A 19438-nucleotide genomic window follows, 5' to 3' on the forward strand; every position below is an offset into this window, starting at 1 on the left:
CCGGCGTACTCCGCCGCTCGCCGCGGATTCTCACAGCGGCAGCCGTCGTCCGAGGATGGCAAAGGGTCTGGTGTCGCCCGCGAAGACGAAGTTCCTGACCACATCGGTGAAACCCTGTCTGCGATACAGCCGCCACGCCCGGTTGCTCTCCTTCTCCACCTCCGGGGTGGACAGCAGCACCGCCCGTTCGGGCCGGTCCTGCAGTAGCCGGGCGAGGAGGGTCGCGCCGATGCCGCGGCCCTGCGCGGTCGGGTGCACGTGTAGCTCGGTGAGCTCGAAATAGTCCGAGAGTAGTTCGCGCGCAGAGTGTTCCGGCCAGCCCGAGCGTCGCATGCCGCTGTGCACCTGCTGGTGCCACCACTGATGTGCGGCGCCGCGGTAGCCGTAGGCGATCGCGACGATCGGCGACGATCGTAGGTCGATGTGCCCGGAATCGTCGGGTACGACGGCGGCGACCGCCTGCCAGCCGGGACGGGTGGTGTGCTCGGTCCACATCGGCGCGCGGTGCTGCTCGGTGCCGCGCGGGTAATCCATCGCCGCGACATACACGGCCAGCGCATCGTGGAGCCGGGAGCGCAGGGCCGCGACCGAGAGGTCGACGACGACGGGTGCGGGGGTGTGGTTGGGCTTGACGGCAGTCATGGCTCTCGTCGGGCCGCGCTGGCGCGGAAGTTTGTCGGTGGGTGTCTCTATATTCAATCTCAATTCAAACGTTCGAATACCTGTTCGATCCGCGCGGTGCTGGGAAGTCGGCTCCCGTGCACACGATGGGCCAGGTGCGCGATTGTGGAGGGACGGCTGATGTCTGGTCGGATCGAACATGCGGGACAACCCGGTCGGGCGGGAAAACTGCTGAAGAAGGCCGACGGCCTGCTGATGCAGGCGGCGGGCGAGGAGGATCCGCGAGAACGATTCCGGACCGCGTACCTCGCGGCATTGCGCGGCGCGGGCGCGGTGCTCGCGTTCACGGGTGCTGACGCCGCGCCGCGGGCACGGTCACGCAGCGCCTGGGTGCTCCTGCAACGCGCGGCCCCCGAATTCGTCATGTGGGCGGACTACTTCAGTGCCCGCTCGGAGACGCGCGCCGCGCTGGAGGCGGGACTCGATCGTGATGTCGACGACCAGCAGGCCGACGAGTTCTATTCGCGGGTAGGCGCATTCCTGCACGATGTAGAAGATCTCATCGACGCGGGGGCTCGTTTGCGTCCGGTGCCAGGCTGGAACAACGGCATGACCGCATAGTCGGCGGCGCGCCGCCGACTGTCGCGTCTGCCCTGCGCCCGCCGCAATTTGGCGACAGACTCGGCTGGCTGGGCCCATTAGGTGGTACGGCATTGATCGAACTCGTATCATTGGTGGCAGATAGCCGCCAAGGTCGGCTGTCTGTCGCCTACCCGGAGGCGGCAGCCAAGTCCTAGTGCCGGGGGAGGTACCGTGCCACTCTCCGAGCACGAGCAGCGCATGCTCGAACAGATCGAGAGCGCTCTCTATGCTGAGGATCCGAAGTTCGCCTCGTCCGTCCGCGGCGGACGCCTTCGCTCGACCTCGAGTCGTCGCAGACTCCAGGCCGCAGCTTTGTTCGTCCTTGGTCTGTTTCTACTCGTCGCCGGCATTGCCGCTCCGGTCAAGCTGGGCGACTTTCCGATCATCAGCCTGATCGGATTCATTGTCATGTTCGCCGCAGGCGTGCTGCTACTGCTCGGCAGTTCGAAGGGCATTGCCAAGGGCGACCGGTCGGGCGAAGCCCAATCCGGTGGCGCGAGCGGCGGATCGAGCGGACGTGGGCGCCAGCGCAAGTCCGGCGGTTTCTCCGAGCGCATGGAGGATCGATTCCGGCGACGGTTCGAGCAGGAGTAGCTCGGGCTTAGCCGACATTTCACAGCACAGACGGCGACGCCGCACCGATTCGGTGCGGCGTCGCCGTCGTGTGTGCGAAACGCCGAACGGTCAGATGATCTCCGGTCAGGTTTCGTCCGATCCCCCACATCGCCCCACGAAGATCCCCCACCACGCACCGATCATCCGGTGAATAGGGTGACACCAGGGCGTTTGCTGGTTGTTGTCGGGCGCCCACCCAGCTGGGCGGTGCGTGTCGGCGAGCACCCGAAAAGTTCTCCACCGCGGTGATAGCTGGGATGACCTGCGCAATCGCCGACGCGGGGAGCCAGATCACCCCGCGTTTCGATTGAAAGTGGGGGAAAGTGGGGTAATGTGGAGCGCGCACTACAGGAAAGTCATACATCCGAGGTGATCGTGCTCCCCGCGCAGGTGGGGTTGATCCGGGAGGTATCGAGTTGTTTCTCGGTACGTACACACCTCGGCTGGACGACAAGGGGCGACTCACGTTGCCTGCAAAGTTTCGAGACGATCTGGCGGGAGGGTTGATGGTCACGAAGGGTCAGGACCACAGCCTTGCCGTGTATCCCAAGGAAGAGTTCACCGCGCTCGCTCGTCGAGCCGCGGCGGCGTCTCGGAGCAACCCGCAGGCTCGCGCATTCGTCCGCGCGCTGGCAGCCGGAACCGATGAGCAACGGCCGGATGCCCAAGGCCGGATTGTGTTGTCGGCCGACCATCGTCGTTACGCAAACCTGGACAAGGAATGCGTCGTGATCGGATCGGTCGACTTCCTGGAGATATGGGATAAGCAGGCGTGGGATTCCTACCTCGCCGAGCACGAGGAGGACTACGCGGAAGCGAGAGACGAGTCGCTGGGCGGAATCTTCTAACCGAGCGAACGAGTGCCACGCGGCCTCTGCCCGGACGTGGACCCTGACGTACTTCCCCGACGCCAGGTGCCGTGTTTCGGACAGAGACCACGCGGCATTCGTATTTTCGAAAGCAGCTGTCTATCAAGGCGACCCGTACGATGGTCGGACTTTTATCCGCCCAGGCGCTCCAAGTAGTGCAGGACGACGCGAGGCAAATCCCGGGAGGTCGAGGTGAACCGTGAACAGCACGGTCCCCGTCATGTTCCGGTTCTGCTCGGGCGAGCTGATGAACTGCTCGGACCGGCGCTGGGTGAGCCGGGCGCCGTCTATGTAGACGCCACTCTCGGACTCGGCGGACATGCCGAGCACTTCCTGCGAACCTATCCGCAGATCCGGCTGGTCGGGCTCGATCGTGACACCTCGGCGCTGGCGCTGGCCGCTGAGCGACTACGTCCGTTCGAGGACCGAATCACCTTGGTGCACACGCGATATGACGGTATCGCCGACGCGCTGCAAGAGGCCGGACTTGCGAGCACCGGCTCGGTGAGCGCGATCCTGATGGACCTCGGCGTTTCCTCGATGCAGCTGGACGAGGCCGATCGCGGCTTCGCCTATTCCGTCGACGCGCCGTTGGACATGCGGATGGATCCGACCACTGGTATCACCGCGGCCGACGTGCTCAATACCTACAGCCACGGTGACCTGGCTCGGGTGCTGAAAACCTATGGGGAGGAACGCTTCGCGGGCCGCATAGCGTCGGAGGTGGTGCGGCGGCGACAGCAGAAGCCGTTCACTACGAGCGCCGAACTCGTCGAGGTGCTCTACGCCTCGATCCCGGCCGCGACGAGGCGGACCGGCGGGCATCCCGCCAAACGGACCTTCCAGGCGTTGCGGGTGGAGGTCAACCACGAGCTCGATTCGCTGCGGGCCGCGCTGCCCGCGGCACTGGATTCGCTGCGGGTCGGCGGACGGATCGTGGTGATGTCCTATCAGTCGCTCGAGGACAAGGTCGTCAAGCAGGAGCTCGCGCCGCGCACGACATCGCGCAGCCCGGTCGACCTACCGGTCGAATTGCCCGGTATGGGACCGGAATTCAAGCTGTTGACCCGTGGTGCCGAGAAGGCGACCGAGCAGGAGATCGAGGAGAACCCGCGCGCGGCGCCGGTACGGATGCGTGCGGCGGAGAGAATCCAGGAGGGGAATTCATGAGTGTTCGGGCGCGTGCCGTCGAGGCACCTGGCCGGGTCGCCCGCCGGGTTCAGGCCGCCGAGCGGGTCAAATCCGGTGCGGCGCAACGTGCTTATGCCCGCCGCCGACTGCGCGCCGAACAGCTCACCGACACGCCCGACCTGCCGACTCGGCGGGTGTCTGCCATGGCGACCCGAATCCCATTCGTGGCGGCCATCATTGCGCTGCTGGGCTGTGGTCTCGCCGGTACGCTGCTGCTGACCACGAGGGCGGCCGAGGACAGCTATCAGCTCGGCGACGCCAGGCAGATCAACAGGAAGCTCTCGGAAGAGCGGGCCGCACTGCAGCGTGAGGTGGAGGCCGCCGACTCGGCGCCCGCGCTGGCGGCACGAGCCCGAGAGTTCGGCATGATCCCCGCCAAGGATCCGGCCCGCATCGTCGTTGCCCCGGACGGTACGGTGACGGTGATCGGCAAACCGACTCCGGCGCAGGGGCCCCCGGTGCCGCCGTTGAATACCGCGCCGCTCGCGTCGCAGCCAGGACATGTGCTGGCACAGGGCGAACGAGTGGTGCCGGTTTCGACCCCCCGGCAGCCGACCGTGCCAGGGCAGCCGAATACCGAGCAGGCCAATGGCGCCCAGGCGCATACCTCCAGTTCGAGCCCGACACCGACGAGCCCTGCCGCCGCGAGCCAGGTGCCCGTCGCGGCGCCGCCGACGGCACAGCAGGCCACTCCGCCCGCGTCCGCGGCGCCTGTCGATGTGCCGCAGCCGGAGTCGCCGCAGCCACAGCTCGAATCGCCGCAGCCACAGCCGGAAATACCGCAGGCCGCCGGAGCCCAGCCCCAGGCCACGGCGCCGCAGGATCAGCCCGCCTCCGACGGAGGCACCCGTTGACACAGACCAGGCCCGCGCCGCAGCGCCGCGGGCCTGAACCATCACGTGCTCCGAGACCGCGGACCGCCACCGCGGCGACCATGGAGCGGCCATTGCGGCTACGCCTCGGCGTGGGCCGGATCGTGATGCTGGTTGCGCTGACGGTCGTCGCTATCCAATTGCTCTGGGTGCAGAGCATTTCCGCGCCCGGCTTGTCCGCGCAGGCAGCCAGTCAGCGCATCACCCACGAGCCCGAATACGCCACCCGAGGCCCGATCACCGATCGCAACGGCAAGTTGCTCGCCTTCACCACCCCTGCCAAAGCGCTGACTTTCCAACCGGTTCAGGTTCGTAAAGACCTCGAGGCCGCACGCTCGAAGAGCGATAAGGCTCCTGATCCGGAGGAACGGCTCAAAGCCATCGCCAAGACCATTCACGAAAAGCTCGGCAAGCAGGCGCCGTCGGAGACGGCCTTGCTGAACAAGTTGAACAGCGACGAGGAATTCGTGTACCTGGCTCGCGACGTCGATGCGCGGATCGCCTCCGAGATCAGGTTGCAGTACCGGGAGGTGGGTGCCGAAGCGCAGCCACTGCGGAAGTATCCAGGTGGTTCGCTGGCCGCCAATGTGATCGGCTCCACCGGCTGGGACGGGCACGGCCTCATCGGCCTCGAGTCGTCGATGGACTCGGTGCTGGCGGGTACCGACGGCTCGCAAACCTACGATCGCGGCTCCGACGGCGCTGTCATTCCTGGTAGCTGGCGGGATAAGCAGCCCGTGGTCAACGGCAACGGTGTCGAACTGACCCTGGATTCGGATCTGCAGTACTACGTGCAGCAGCAGGTCCAGCAGGCCCGTGAAATATCCGGCGCCCAGGGCGCGTCCGCGGTGGTGCTGGACGCCAAGAGCGGCCAGGTCATGGCCATGGCCAACGACAGCACCTTTAATCCGGAACTCGGTCCACAGAACTGGAACTCGGCCACCACGAAGAACGCATCGGTGTCCGATGTGTATGAGCCGGGATCGGTCAACAAGATCGTTACCGCGGCCGCGGCGATCGAATACGGGCTGACGAATCCCGATGAGGTGCATCAGGTTCCGGGCTCGATCTCCATGGGTGGAGTCATTGTCAATGACGCTTGGGTGCACGGCGTGGCGCCGTACACCACCACTGGAATCTTCGGGCGATCCTCGAACGTGGGCACGCTGATGCTGGCGCAGCGGATCGGCGAGGAACGGTACGCCGACATGTTGAAACGTTTCGGGCTCGGGCAGCGCACCGGTGTCGGGTTGCCCGGCGAGAGCTCCGGCGTCGTGCCTGCCCGTGACCAGTGGTCCGGTTCCACCTTCGCCAACCTGCCCATCGGACAGGGCCTTTCGATGACGACGCTGCAGATGACCGGCATGTATCAGGCCATTGCCAACGACGGTGTCCGCATCCCGCCGCGCATCGTGAAGGCCGAGATCGCGCCGGACGGCACTCGCACCGAGGAACCGCAGCCGGACGGCGTCCGCGTCGTGAGTCCGCAAACCGCCGCTACCTTGCGGACCATGTTCCAGTCGGTTGTTCAGCGCGACCGTGTGGATGGAAATCAGACCGGGACGGGCGCACCCGCAGCCATCGAGGGCTACCAGATCGCCGGTAAGACGGGCACCGCACAGGCGATCGACCCCAGCTGCAAGTGCTACTCCACTTCCAGCTACTGGATCACTTTCGCGGGCATCGCGCCGGCCGACAACCCCCGCTACGTAGTCGGCCTCATGCTCGACGCGCCCATGCGTAGCTCGGATGGTAGTGGCGGGGGTTCTGTTGCCCCCCTGTTCCACAACATCGCCTCCTGGGCACTCCAGCGCGACCGCATTCCGCCGTCGGAGCCGCCGAAGCGATTCGTGCTGCAGGCCGGGTGACCCGGCTGTCGACTACGTCTGGACGAACGACGGAGAGCGTGGCCGACAGCTCTCTACGGATGTTCGCGACACAGCGCAATAGTGGTGGTGTCTTGCCGGGAGTTGTATCGGAAGGTTCGCGGCGAGACAGGTATCGGTATCGACGAGATTCCTGTCGCGATGCCGACCTCCGAACCTGTCGGATGAGCTGACGGGTGTCAAATCTATTAATTCGATGAGGCATCGCTCGTGATATGCGGTGGCCTGTGAAAGGTGCCTTCGAATCCTCGATAATTGATGAAGGGGTCGCGCAATCGCGTGGACGCAGGTGCCCTGTTTCCTGCTGTTCGTCTCCTATGTGTTCGCTGCAAACATATCGAGCACAGAGGCCGCGGTATTTACTTCCGATCGGAACCCCAGTACTGTCGAGGTGCCCCCAGTATGTTGTGGACATGGGGAGTGAGTCAGGGAGGGTTCATCTTGACGAGAATTGTTGCTGCGATATCGATCGCCGCTGTATCGGCGATTGGATTGGACGGATCGGGTACTGCAAATGCGTACCCTCTGGATTATCGTGGGGTAGGAGTGCACCTGCCGGCGGGTGGTTCGTAACCAAAAGAGCTTTGCGAGTCACGGTTTACTGTGGAGTGCCCGAGCCTTGCGGATGACGGGCTGTTCTATCCCCGGAGAATCCATCCCGTATCGGCGCGGATCCTCGTCGTTCCTGCTGCCTGATCACTCGGCCGGGCTGTGCCCGGGAGTTCTACCTCGGAAGATGTTCGGCAGGCTGTAGATTATATTTCCGCGTTTGTCGCATTATCTTCGTTGAAATGTATCTATTATCGGTAAAAGAAAGTTGGATAACTATGCTGGAACGAATAAATGCAGCCGGTATTCAACGTGCCTGTACTCATCTTGCGTTCGGTGTCGTACTGGTCGGGGGAAGTTTTATAGGTTTCGGAATTGGCGCAGGGACCGCTTCTGCCGACATATTCTGCAACTCGGATGGCTATATGCAGACGTGCCATCAGACGGATCCGTCGAAGTGTGCTGCGTTGAATAATCCTCCGCAGAATCCGTCGGATCCTTGTACTTGGGTCGAACCTGCACACTGACCCACGTAGCCGAGGTGGTGTGGCGTAGTCGGAATGAAGGAATCGCCCCGGTCTGATCGTCTGTGCCCCGTCCGCATTGCATGTGGACGGGGCACAGGTGTATTCCGCTCATGCGGCGCCGCGTCCATTGCCGCCCCCAGCGTGCGCCACACCACGCTGGTTGCACGGTGACGGAGTGCTCGGCAGCCATGGCGAAACCGGCCTGGCCGGTTACCGGTTGTGTGCCATGGGCAGCGTGGCGGAGCCCGCGGATGAGGTGCGGGGGTCGTAGGGTTCGAGGGCGGTGTCTTGATGCTGCGGTGGGGCTGCCTGGCCGTGCCGGGAGCCGTCACCGGTAACCTGACACGTCGATCACCGCCCCCGAGAGGAGCCTGGTTTCTGTGCAGTCTGGTCAACCGCGCGCGTTGCGGCCCGAGTGCCCACCGGCGTCATTGTTGACGACTCTGGCTAACTCGGTCGCCGCAGAGTTACGCGGTGCGCCGACTGCGCGTGAGGTGTCGGTCACCGGCATCGAGCAGCGCTCGAACGCCGTGCTGCCGGGAGACCTGTTCGCCGCGCTGCCCGGTGCGCAAGCGCACGGAGCGCGATTCGCCCGTGACGCTGTCGAGCGTGGTGCGGTCGCGGTTTTCACCGACGCAGCGGGCGCAGAACTGGCGGGCGAGGTCGGCGTGCCGGTGCTGGTGCGCGAACAGCCGCGCGCGGTACTCGGCGAACTGTCGGCCGCCATCTACGGCAACCCCTCGCAGCGGCTCCGTATCATCGGCATTACCGGCACCTCCGGCAAAACCACGACGTCCTATCTCGTGGAGGCCGGGCTCGCCGCCGCGGGCCGGTCCACCGCGCTGATCGGCACGATCGAGACCAGGATCGGCGGCCGTCGGGTGCCGAGTGCGCTGACCACCCCCGAAGCGCCGCAGCTGCACGCGATGTTCGCGCTGATGGTCGAGCAGGGCGTGGACGCGGTCGTGATGGAGGTCTCCAGCCACGCACTCGCGCTGGGCCGGGTCGACGGCGTGCGCTTCGCGGTGGGTGCGTTCACCAATCTGTCGCAGGACCACCTGGACTTCCACGCCGACTTCGAGGACTACTTCGCCGCCAAGCGGCGGCTGTTCGAACCGGATTCGCCGGTCGCCGCGCGCACCGCAGTCGTTTGCGTCGACAGTGAGTGGGGCAAGCGGTTGGCCGCCGACATCGATGCCCCGATCACCGTGGCCACGATCGATGGGATCGCGGCGGCGAGCAGCACCTGGCATCTGACCGGTCCGGTGGTGGCACACGGCGGCGAGCAGGAGTTCACCGCTGCCGGACCCGGTGTGAATGTGGATGTGCGCCTACGTCTTCCGGGGAGCTATAACGTCGCGAACGGACTGCTCGCGGTTGCAGTGTGCGCGGCCGCCGATGTCGATCCCGCGATCGCTGGGCCCGCGCTGGCTACCGTCGATGTGCCGGGCCGGATGCAGCGGGTCGACCGGGGCCAGGACTTCCTCGCCATCGTCGACTACGCGCACAAGCCCGCCGCGCTGGAATCGGTGATCGCGACCCTGCGCGGGCACCTCGCCGCCGACAATCCGGAAGCTCCCGGCAGGCTGGCCGTTGTCGTCGGCGCCGGTGGTGACCGCGATGCGGGCAAGCGGTCGTTGATGGGCGCGGCCGGGGCGCGCGGCGCCGACCTGCTGATTATTACCGATGACAATCCACGCTCGGAGGACCCGGCGGCGATCCGGGCGGCGCTGAGCGCAGGTGCACTGGCGATTCCGGCCGGCGACCGTGGCGAGGTGCGTGAGATCGGTGACCGTGCCGAGGCGATCGCCGCAGCCGTCGACTGGGCCCGCGTCGGCGATGTGGTGCTGATCGCGGGTAAGGGGCACGAGCCAGGCCAGGAGATCCAGGGCGTCAAGCATCGCTTCGACGACCGTGACGTGCTTGCGGAGGCGTTGGAGGGCCGCGCCGGGCACGTGCGGGAGTCGAGTGTCAGCGAGGCGCAGGGATGACCGAGCCGATGGTGTGCCTGCGTGCTCGACACCCGTCGGAGCCGAGCGTCAGCAAGGCGCGAGTATGAGTCGAACAGCCCACGCAGACAACGACTTCGGGTCTGACAGAGCTGGACGAGGACGAGACGCCCGCGGTGGCGCAACACAACATTTCCAGTCGGCACAGCGAAGTCCGCACGGTACGGACGCGGAGGACTTGACGGTTTCATGATCGAGATGACACTGCGGGAGATCGCGGACGTCGTCGGCGGCACGCTGCACGACGTCCCCGACCCGGAGGTGACGGTTACGGGTTCGGTCGAATTCGATTCGCGCCGAATCGGTTCCGGAGATCTGTTCCTTGCCCTGCCCGGCGAGCACGCCGACGGTCACGATTTCGCCGCAGCGGTGGTTGCCGCGGGCGCGGTTGCGGTCCTGGCCGCTCGGCCGGTCGGGGCGCCCGCCATCGTGGTGACGCCCGCCGCGGGCGCGGTTCCGGCGACTTCGGTTGCACTGGCCCATGATTCGGACGGCTCGGGCGCTGCGGTACTGGCCGCGTTGGCCACGCTGGCGCGGGTCAGCGTCGAACGGCTTTCCGCGGCGGGCGCGACGGGCTCGGAGGAGGTAGCGGAGCGTGACCACGCAGAGCCCCGCGAGCGCCGCCAATCCAACACCGCGACAGGCGGACTCACGGTCGTCGGGGTGACCGGTTCCTCCGGCAAGACCTCGACCAAGGACCTGCTCGCCGCCGTGCTCGCTCCGCTCGGCCCGGTGGTGGCCCCGCCGGGATCGTTCAACAACGAACTCGGTCATCCGTGGACCGCGCTACGCGCCGATGCCGACACCCGATTCCTGGTGTTGGAGTTGTCCGCCCGCGGCCCTGGCCATATCGCCGCTCTCGCGAAGGTTGCGCCACCGCGGATCGGCGTCGTACTCAATGTCGGCACCGCCCACCTCGGCGAATTCGGGAGTCGCGAGGCGATCGCCCAGGCAAAGGGCGAACTGGTGGAGGCGTTGCCGACCGCCGGACTCGCCGTGCTCAATGCCGATGATCAGCAAGTCGCCGCAATGGCCGACCGTACGACCGCACGCGTGGTCACCGTCGGACAGTCCGAGCGTGCCGACATCCGAGCCACCGATATCCGGCTCGACGACGAAGCGCGGGCAGCCTTCACGCTGCACACGCCGTCCGGCAGCACCCCGATACAACTGGCCGTGCACGGCGAACATCAGGTCGGCAATGCCCTTTCCGCCGTCGCGGTAGCCCTGGAATGCGGCGCCGATCTCGACACCATCGCTCGAGCGCTCTCCGGCGCTCATGCTGCATCGGCCCGTCGAATGGATGTGCGGACTACCACCGACGGCGTCACCGTGGTCAACGATTCCTACAACGCCAATCCTGATTCGGTGCGGGCCGCACTCAAGGCGCTTGTCACCATGTCGCGCGCGGGTGATACCGCGCGGCGCAGTTGGGCAGTGCTCGGCGAAATGGGCGAACTCGGCGAGGAGTCGGTGATCGAGCACGACCGGATCGGACGCTTGGCGGTACGCCTCGATGTCGACCGGCTGATCGTGGTCGGGACCGGAAGGCCGTCCCGGGCGATGCACCAGGGAGCGGTGATGGAAGGCTCATGGGGCGAGGAGTCGATCATCGTTCCCGATATCGGCTCGGCCATCGCGCTGCTCGACGAGGAAGTCGAGGCGGGCGATGTGGTGCTGGTCAAGGCATCGAAGTCGGTTGGCCTGTGGGAGGTCGCCGAACATCTGACCGGTACGGAGCGTGCGCGGGGTCACGTGGGTGGGACCAGGGCGGGATCTGACACGGAGGCAGCAGGATGAGGCAGATTCTATTCGCGGCGGGCATCGCGCTAGCGGTGTCGATCCTGCTGACGCCGCTACTTATTCGGACCTTCGCCAAGCAGGGGTTCGGCCAGGAGATCCGGGTCGACGGCCCGGCCAGCCACCAGGCCAAGCGCGGCACCCCGACCATGGGCGGTGTCGCCATCCTGATCGGCCTGTGGGCCGGCTACCTCGGTTCGCATCTGATCGGCATCGGCTACGACGCCGAGGGCCCGTCCGCGTCGGGACTGCTGGTGCTCGGACTGACCACCGCACTCGGCCTCGTCGGCTTCCTCGACGACTTCATCAAGCTGCGCAAGCAGCGCAATCTCGGGCTGACCGCCGCAGGCAAGTACCTCGGCCAGCTGGCCGCCGCGGTGATCTTCGGTGTTCTCGCCCTACAGTTCCGCGGCGCGAACGGGCTCACCCCGGCGAGCAGGCACCTGTCCTACGTCCGTGACATCACCACGGTGTCGATGGGCGCGATCATTTTCCTGGCGTTCGTCTGCATCATCGTGGTCGCCTGGTCCAACGCGGTGAACCTCACCGACGGTCTCGACGGTCTCGCCGCAGGCTCGATGAGTCTGGTACTCGGCGGCTACGTGGTCATCTCGTTCTGGCAGTACTACCACGCCTGCGCGATCAAACCGGAAGCCGGTTGCTACAACGTGCGCGACCCGCTGGACCTGGCCCTGGTCTGTGCCGCGGGTGCTGCCGCGTGCGTCGGGTTCCTCTGGTGGAACGCCGCGCCCGCCAAGATCTTCATGGGTGACACCGGCTCGCTCGCGCTGGGCGGCATGCTGGCGGGCTTGTCCATCACCACCAGGACCGAGCTGCTGATGGTCGTCATCGGCGCGTTGTTCGTGGCGGAGGCGGCCTCGGTGGTGCTGCAGGTGGCGGTGTACCGCACTACGCGCAACCGGTTGTTCAAGATGGCACCGTTCCATCATCACTTCGAGCTGAGCAAATGGGCTGAAACTACGGTGATCATCCGATTCTGGTTGCTGGCGGCGATCGCTTCCGCGGTCGGACTCGGGTTGTTCTATAGCGAATATCTCTCCGCGGTCGGGTGAACTAGCGATGGTCGAACATTCTCCGAGGGCCCTGCGAACGCCGGGGCCCATGCTCGAATTTCTGCGTGGCCGTGATGTTCTCGTGGCAGGCTGGGGCGTCTCCGGACGCTCGCTGATCGAGCCGCTACGCGATATCGGTGCCCGGCCGGTGGTCACCGACGGCGGCGCGTCCGCGCTCGCCGAGGCGGCCGGTCTCGGCCTCGACATCGCGACGTGCACCGAACTGGAGTCCGCGGACTGGAGCCGCTTCGCGCTGGTCATCACCAGCCCGGGCTGGCGGCCGGACTCGCCGGTGCTCGCCGCGGCCGTGACCGAGGGCACCCCGGTGTGGGGCGACGTCGAATTCGCCTGGTGGGTCGATCAGGCCAGGATCTACGGTCCGGTCCGCAAGTGGCTGGTGGTGACCGGAACCAACGGCAAGACCACTACCACCTCGATGGTGCATTCGATCCTGCGCGCCGCGGGCATCGCCAGTGTGGCGTGCGGCAATATCGGGCTGCCGATCCTGGATGCGCTGCGGCGCAACCCCGGTCCGCAGGTGCTCGCGGTCGAACTGTCCTCGTTCCAGTTGCACTGGGCGCCTTCGGTGCGACCGGAGGCAGGCGTGGTGCTGAATGTGGCAGAGGATCACCTGGATTGGCACGGCGGCCTCGACGCCTACGCCGCCGCGAAGGCACGCGCGCTGGTCGGGCGGATCGGTGTGGTCGGACTCGACGATCCGGTCGCCGCCTCGCTCGCGCGCCGTGCGAAAGCCCGTCGGGTCATCGGTTTCCGGATCGGCGTGCCCGCCGACGGTGAGCTCGGCGTCGTCGACGGCAAGTTGCTCGATCGTGCCTTCACCAAGGCAGCGATCCTGGCCGAAGTCGGCGACATCAGCCCGCAGGGACCCGCAGGCATCGCCGATGCACTGGCGGCGTCGGCGCTGACCCGGGCCATCGATGTCGCACCGCAGTTCGTGCGCGAGGGGCTGATCGAGCACAAGGTCGGTCCGCATCGCGCGGCCTTCGTGCGTGAGCTGGACGGCGTCGAGTTCATCGACGATTCCAAGGCCACCAATCCGCATGCCGCGCGGTCGTCGATCCTGGCCCACGCACAGGTGATCTGGCTCGCCGGTGGGCAATTGAAGGGCGCGGCGGTCGAGGATCTTGTCCAAGAGGTTGCCGACCGTTTGGTCGCCGCGGTGCTGTTCGGGGTCGACGCGCCGATAATCGCGGCTGCGTTGGCGCGACACGCGCCCGAGATCCCGGTCGTCGAGGTGCGCGCGGGAGACGATGCAAGAATGGGTAGAACCGAGAAGGCCGACGCCGTCATGGCCGAGGCCGTGCGCGCGGCGGCCGGGTTCGCCCGTCAAGGCGATACCGTGCTTTTGGCTCCCGCCGCGGCCTCACTGGACATGTTCGCCGACTACACGCACCGCGGGCGCAGCTTCGCTGCGGCGGTGCACGCTCTGGAAGACGGTGATCTGGGAACCGCTGAGGCCGGGGAATTCCGATGATCTCCGTGATACGCGCTCATCACGTGGGGCCCCTTTCGCTCGAGGCGGAGCGAAAGGCCCGGTGGCTGTCGCGGATTGATCAGGTCGTGACAGGATCGACCGCTATCGGTGCGGCTGCTGGTCATACCTGTGACTGCCGCCGCGGAGATACCGGCCCGAAGAAGTCGGCGTGACCGCATGAGTAAGCCCGGGAAATCTGCGCCGACAGGTAGCTCGCAGAAGGTGAGCGGGCCGTCGGCATCGACTCGGTGGCTGGGCGCGCGCGCCGGTTCATGGCTGGCGCGGCCGCTTGCGTCATTCCATCTGGTTGTCACTATTGCCACGCTGCTCACGACACTCGGCCTGGTAATGGTTCTCTCGGCGTCTGGGGTCGTGGAGTATGCGGGGGGCGGCTCGGCGTATTCATTGTTCAATCAGCAGGCACTGTTCGCAGTGTTCGGCGCCGTGCTGTTCTACATCGCGCTGCGAATCCCGTTGCGCCTGTTGAGACAAGCGTCGTTCCCGATATTTGCGCTATCGGTGCTCGCGCTGCTGCTGGTGCTGGTTCCCGGCATCGGTACCAGCGTGCAGGGCGCGCGACGCTGGTTGATGTTCGGTCCGGTATCGGTACAGCCGTCGGAGATCGTGAAGGTCACGTTGATCGTGTGGGGCGCGCATCTACTTGCTTCCCGACGGTCCGATCAGGCGAGCCTCAAAGACATTCTGGTGCCCCTTGTCCCGGCTGGCCTGCTGGTCTGCCTGTTGATTGTGGTACAGCCGAATCTCAGCACTACGGTCGCGGTAGGTCTCGTCCTCGGCTCGCTGTTGTGGTACGGAGGATTGCCGGTTCGGCTCTTTGTGACCATCGCGATCTCAGGTGTGATCGCGGCGGGCGTTCTCGCGATGTCTGCTGGCTATCGATCGAATCGGGTTCGGTCCTTCTTCAACCCCGGTACCGACACACAGGGCGATAACTACCAAGCACGGCAGGCGCTGTACTCGCTTGCCGATGGCGGCATCTGGGGTCGAGGACTGGGACAGAGCCGAGCCAAGTGGAGTTACCTTCCGAATGCCCACAATGACTTCATCTTCGCGATCATCGGCGAGGAACTCGGCTTTCTGGGCTGCGGTCTGGTGCTCGCCTTACTTGCTCTCTTCGTCTATACCGGCATCCGTATCGCCAGCCGGTCCGCGGATCCGTTCTTGCGGCTGCTGACTGCGTCCGCAACGACATGGATCGCGGGCCAGGCCCTGATCAACATCGGTTATGTGGTCGGGTTGCTTCCGGTTACCGGACTACAGCTGCCACTCGTTTCGGCTGGCGGCTCATCGCTGGCGATCACTCTTTTGATGTTCGGCCTCATTGCCAACGCCGCCCGGCACGAACCGGAGGCGGTCGCCGCACTGCATGCCGGGCAGGACGGCCGGTTCAGCAGGTTGCTGCGGCTGCCGAAGCCGGAGGTGTATTCCCCCGCACGGGCGGACGCGGCAAGGGCGCGCTCGGCCGCGGCCAGGGCGGCCAGGTCCGCAGAGAAGGCCCGTGCCGATCGGGCACGACAGGCGCTGCCGCCCGCGCGTCGTCCGCAGCCCGGCTCCGATTCCGGCAGACGTCGTGCCCCGGAGCGCCGGGGCACGAGTTCGCTGCGGGCGACCAGGGCTTGGGAGCCGAATTATCCGGTGAATCATGCGAGAGATCGGGGAAGATCCAGGTGAGTGACGTGCGGCCCGCAGGCCGACCGCTGTCGGTGATTGTCGCGGGTGGTGGTACCGCGGGACATATCGAGCCGGCACTCGCCGTCGCCGATGCGCTCAAACGCCTCGACGATTCGATCCGGGTGACCGCCCTCGGCACCGAACGCGGACTGGAAACTCGCCTCGTGCCCGAGCGCGGCTATCCGCTCGAGCTGATCCCGCCGGTGCCGTTGCCGCGTAAGCCGACCGCCGATCTGCTGCGGCTGCCCGGTCGTGTCCGTGCCTCGGTGGCCAGGACGAGGGCGATCATCGATGCGGTCGAGGCCGATGTGATCGTCGGCTTCGGCGGCTACGTCGCGTTGCCCGCCTACCTGGCCGCGGGCAAAGGGGTGCTGCGGCGCAGGCGTGCAGTGCCGGTGGTGGTGCACGAGGCGAATGCGAAAGCAGGCATTGCCAATAAGGTCGGCGCCCGCCGCGCGGACCGCGTGCTCGCTGCGGTGCCCGATTCCGGGCTCGCGCATGCCGAGGTCGTCGGCATTCCGGTGCGTGGCTCCATTACGTCGCTGGACCGCGCGGCCTTGCAGGCCGAGGCGCGCGCACACTTCGGCCTGCCCGTCACGGGCCCGGTGCTGCTGGTGTTCGGCGGCTCGCAGGGTGCGCGGACACTGAACGAGGCGGTCTCCGCCGCCGCGCCGCAGCTGGCCGCGGCAGGCATCTCGGTCCTGCACGCGCACGGCCCCAAGAACACACTCGATGTCGCGGACCCGGGTGACGATCGATCGCGGTATGTCGCCGTGCCGTATCTTTCCCGCATGGACCTGGCCTACGCCGCCGCGGACGCGGTCGTCTGCCGGTCCGGTGCGATGACCGTCGCCGAGGTGTCGGCGGTCGGTCTGCCCGCGTTCTATGTGCCGTTGCCACACGGCAACGGCGAGCAGGAGCTCAACGCCAGGCCGGTCGTCGGCCAAGGCGGTGGCAGAATTGTGGCGGATTCCGAACTGACCCCGAAATATGTGATCGATGAGGTGATCCCACTGCTGACCGACCCCGCACGGCTGATCGAGATGAGCCTGTCCGCCGCAGGCGCCGGGCACCGTGATGCCGCGGACGAAGTCGCGCGGATCGTCGTGCAGGTGTCGGGCCGATGAGCGAATCGAGCGTTAATCAGGTGGAAGCCGCCGCCGTGGACGCGCGGTCGGCGCTGCCGCCCGAACTCGAGCGGGTGCACATGGTCGGCATCGGCGGTGCGGGCATGTCCGGCATCGCGCGCATTCTGCTCGCGCGCGGCGGTGCGGTGTCCGGCTCGGACGCCAAGGAGAGTCGCGGCGTGCTCGCGCTGCGCGCTCGTGGTGCGCAAGTGCGCATCGGCCACGACGGCAGCGCGCTCGACCTGCTGCCCGGTGGCCCGACCGCGGTGGTCACCACCTATGCCGCCATCCCGAAGACCAATCCCGAACTGGTCGAGGCGAATCGTCGCGGCATCCCGGTGCTGTTGCGTCCCACCGTGCTCGCCTCGCTCATGCAGGGGCATCGCACGCTGCTGGTTTCCGGCACGCACGGTAAGACGTCCACCACGTCGATGCTGATCGTGGCCCTGCAGCACTGCGGGCTCGATCCGTCCTTCGCCGTCGGTGGTGAACTCAACGAGGCGGGCACCAACGCCCACCACGGCACCGGTGAGATCTTCGTCGCCGAGGCCGACGAGAGCGACGGCTCGCTGCTGCAATACGACCCGCACGTCGCGGTGGTCACCAATATCGAATCCGATCACCTGGATTTCTTCGGCTCGGACGAGGCCTATGTGCAGGTCTTCGACGATTTCGCCGATCGGCTCTCCGCGGGCGGACTGCTGGTGGTGTGCTTGGACGATCCCGGTTCGCTGGCACTGGCCGAACGCGTCGGCGCCCGGCTCGCGGAGAAGAACATTCGGGTGCTCGGCTACGGCTCGGGCGAGCTGTCCGACGCGCCGGTACCGGTCGGGGTGCGCCTGCACAGCTGGGAGCCGCGCGATGTCGGTGGCGTCGTTCAGTTCCAGCTCGCCGATGAGCCCGCGCCGCGCACCCTGCGGCTCTCGGTGCCCGGCAGGCATATGGCGCTCAACGCGCTCGCCGCGCTGCTCGCGGCCCGCGCCGCGGGCGCAGACATGGCCGAAATCGTCCAGGGCCTGGAGGGTTTCGGCGGGGTACACCGCCGGTTCCAGTTCGCGGGACGGGAAAACGGCGTCCGCGTCTTCGACGACTACGCCCACCATCCGACCGAGGTACGTGCGGTGCTCGGCGCCGCCGCCGAGCTGGTCCAGCAGGAAGCCCGCGATGGCGCCCGTTCCAGGCAGGGTCGGGTCATCGTGGTGTTTCAGCCGCACCTCTACAGCCGCACCGCCACTTTCGCCGATGACTTCGGTGCCGCGCTGAGCCTGGCCGACGAGGTGGTCGTGCTCGATGTCTATGGCGCGCGAGAAAAGCCGCTGCCCGGGGTGAATGGTGCGCTTGTCGCGCAGTCGGTCACCAAACCTGTGCACTACCAACCGGATATGTCGCGGGTCGGCCGTCAGGTCGCGGCGCTGGCGCTGCCGGGCGATGTGGTGATCACCATGGGTGCAGGTGATGTCACGATGCTCGGCAGCCAAATTCTCGACGGGCTGCGAGCTCGTCCACAGTACGGGCGGTGAGACGCGATGCCGTGGCGGCGAATCCGGCTGTGGGGAGCGCTCGGTGTGTGCGTACTCGTCGTTCTCGGTGTCCTGGCCTGGTTCACCCCCATGCTTTCGGTGCGCACCGTCCGGATCGCCGGGTTGGTCGCGGTGTCCGAACAGCAGGTGCGCGAGCAGTTGGAGATCCCGTCGGGTCGTTCGATGCTGCGTATCGATACGACATCGGTGGCGGGGCGGGTGGCCGGCATCCCGAAGGTGCACACGGTTCGGGTGCAGCGGGTATTTCCGTCGACGGTCAAGGTCACGGTGGAGGAGCGCACCCCCGTGTTGTTCTTCGACAGCCCGCAGGGGGCGCATCTGGTGGATGGCGAAAGCGTCGAATTCGCAATCGAGCCCACCCCGATCGGTGTGCCGAAACTGCTCACCGGGCATCCCGGCGCCGACGATCCCGTCACCCGGGCCGCGGTATCGGTGCTGGTTGCGCTGCCGCCCGCGGTGAGTGTTCAGGTGGGCGAGGTTGTCGCGCGGTCGATTTCGGATATTTCGCTGAATCTGCACGATGGCCGCACGGTACTGTGGGGCGGGACGAACGACGCCCAACGCAAAGCGGCTGTGGTTTTGCCGCTGCTCACCAGGGACGGCACGGTCTACGACGTTTCGAGTCCGAATCTCGTCACGGTAAGGTGATCGACACCCATTGCGCCCGGGGAATTTTCGGTGGACTGCTCCGCTTTCGGAGGTGGTCGCCGAGACGGGGCGCCGGGGGGCAACCGTCCACGATAGTGTGTGTTGTGCGGCGAGACGAGAGGGATCACACAAGATTCTCCTCACTCGTTTCGGCGCGCCTGCGCACGGATCGCGGCGGCGGCGAATAGCGTTCCGCACCAGTCGGATACTTGACATAACGCCAACCCTATGGTTGAGGTTTAGGGTTTGCTCCCGGCCGAGTGTCGAGAATCCGAAAACGA

The 19438-nt window shown here is 66.4% G+C and carries 15 protein-coding genes; 14 read left to right on the forward strand and 1 reads right to left on the reverse strand.

Annotated elements, in window-relative coordinates; genetic code table 11:
- Positions 1–30: 30 nt before the first annotated feature.
- Positions 31–642 (reverse strand): GNAT family N-acetyltransferase, encoded by a 612-nt coding sequence (locus tag ACLMAL_RS09080; protein ID WP_328411386.1) that lies wholly within the window; start codon positions 640–642, stop codon positions 31–33.
- 159 nt (positions 643–801) lie between these two features.
- On the opposite strand from ACLMAL_RS09080, the gene ACLMAL_RS09085 reads away from it, so the two are divergent.
- The 14 genes from ACLMAL_RS09085 to ACLMAL_RS09150 all read left to right on the forward strand — a co-directional run bounded on the left by ACLMAL_RS09085 (position 802) and on the right by ACLMAL_RS09150 (position 19157).
- The gene (locus tag ACLMAL_RS09085) at positions 802–1242 is read left to right on the forward strand and encodes an SAV_6107 family HEPN domain-containing protein (RefSeq protein WP_406237850.1); all 441 of its coding nucleotides are present in this window, start codon (positions 802–804) and stop codon (positions 1240–1242) included.
- Between the two features lie 192 nt (positions 1243–1434).
- On the forward strand, positions 1435–1857 hold the full coding sequence (locus ACLMAL_RS09090; RefSeq protein WP_366529499.1) for a DUF3040 domain-containing protein: 423 nt from the start codon (positions 1435–1437) through the stop codon (positions 1855–1857).
- Positions 1858–2294: 437 nt separating this feature from the next.
- Positions 2295–2726 carry a division/cell wall cluster transcriptional repressor MraZ gene (mraZ, locus tag ACLMAL_RS09095; protein ID WP_328411392.1) on the forward strand — a complete coding sequence of 144 codons (432 nt, stop codon included), beginning with the start codon at positions 2295–2297 and terminating at the stop codon, positions 2724–2726.
- Positions 2727–2939: 213 nt separating this feature from the next.
- The gene (rsmH, locus tag ACLMAL_RS09100) at positions 2940–3917 is read left to right on the forward strand and encodes a 16S rRNA (cytosine(1402)-N(4))-methyltransferase RsmH (RefSeq protein WP_411998658.1); all 978 of its coding nucleotides are present in this window, start codon (positions 2940–2942) and stop codon (positions 3915–3917) included.
- A complete protein-coding gene (locus tag ACLMAL_RS09105) occupies positions 3914–4792 on the forward strand; it encodes a hypothetical protein (RefSeq protein ID WP_411998659.1) in 879 nt (292 codons plus the stop codon). The genes rsmH and ACLMAL_RS09105 overlap by 4 nt, the downstream gene beginning before the upstream one ends.
- An 80-nt stretch (positions 4793–4872) precedes the next feature.
- On the forward strand, positions 4873–6678 hold the full coding sequence (locus ACLMAL_RS09110; protein WP_411998660.1) for a peptidoglycan D,D-transpeptidase FtsI family protein: 1806 nt from the start codon (positions 4873–4875) through the stop codon (positions 6676–6678).
- Between the two features lie 1474 nt (positions 6679–8152).
- Positions 8153–9763 carry a UDP-N-acetylmuramoyl-L-alanyl-D-glutamate--2,6-diaminopimelate ligase gene (locus tag ACLMAL_RS09115; protein ID WP_411998661.1) on the forward strand — a complete coding sequence of 537 codons (1611 nt, stop codon included), beginning with the start codon at positions 8153–8155 and terminating at the stop codon, positions 9761–9763.
- Positions 9764–9970: 207 nt separating this feature from the next.
- Positions 9971–11581 carry a UDP-N-acetylmuramoyl-tripeptide--D-alanyl-D-alanine ligase gene (locus ACLMAL_RS09120; protein ID WP_411998662.1) on the forward strand — a complete coding sequence of 537 codons (1611 nt, stop codon included), beginning with the start codon at positions 9971–9973 and terminating at the stop codon, positions 11579–11581.
- The gene (mraY, locus tag ACLMAL_RS09125; RefSeq protein ID WP_328411404.1) at positions 11578–12654 is read left to right on the forward strand and encodes a phospho-N-acetylmuramoyl-pentapeptide-transferase; all 1077 of its coding nucleotides are present in this window, start codon (positions 11578–11580) and stop codon (positions 12652–12654) included. The genes ACLMAL_RS09120 and mraY overlap by 4 nt, the downstream gene beginning before the upstream one ends.
- 49 nt (positions 12655–12703) lie before the next feature.
- Positions 12704–14149, forward strand: coding sequence for a UDP-N-acetylmuramoyl-L-alanine--D-glutamate ligase (gene murD, locus ACLMAL_RS09130; RefSeq protein WP_328411406.1), 1446 nt, complete (start codon positions 12704–12706; stop codon positions 14147–14149).
- Between the two features lie 177 nt (positions 14150–14326).
- Positions 14327–15841 carry a putative lipid II flippase FtsW gene (gene ftsW / locus ACLMAL_RS09135; RefSeq protein ID WP_411998663.1) on the forward strand — a complete coding sequence of 505 codons (1515 nt, stop codon included), beginning with the start codon at positions 14327–14329 and terminating at the stop codon, positions 15839–15841.
- A 5-nt stretch (positions 15842–15846) separates the two neighbouring features.
- On the forward strand, positions 15847–16968 hold the full coding sequence (gene murG / locus ACLMAL_RS09140) for an undecaprenyldiphospho-muramoylpentapeptide beta-N-acetylglucosaminyltransferase (RefSeq protein ID WP_411998715.1): 1122 nt from the start codon (positions 15847–15849) through the stop codon (positions 16966–16968).
- Positions 16965–18488, forward strand: coding sequence for a UDP-N-acetylmuramate--L-alanine ligase (murC, locus tag ACLMAL_RS09145; RefSeq protein WP_411998664.1), 1524 nt, complete (start codon positions 16965–16967; stop codon positions 18486–18488). The genes murG and murC overlap by 4 nt, the downstream gene beginning before the upstream one ends.
- Before the next feature lie 6 nt (positions 18489–18494).
- On the forward strand, positions 18495–19157 hold the full coding sequence (locus ACLMAL_RS09150; RefSeq protein WP_411998665.1) for a cell division protein FtsQ/DivIB: 663 nt from the start codon (positions 18495–18497) through the stop codon (positions 19155–19157).
- Positions 19158–19438: the final 281 nt, after the last annotated feature.

Origin of the sequence: Nocardia sp. CWNU-33 (assembly GCF_046764895.1) — a bacterium.
GTDB lineage: Bacteria > Actinomycetota > Actinomycetes > Mycobacteriales > Mycobacteriaceae > Nocardia.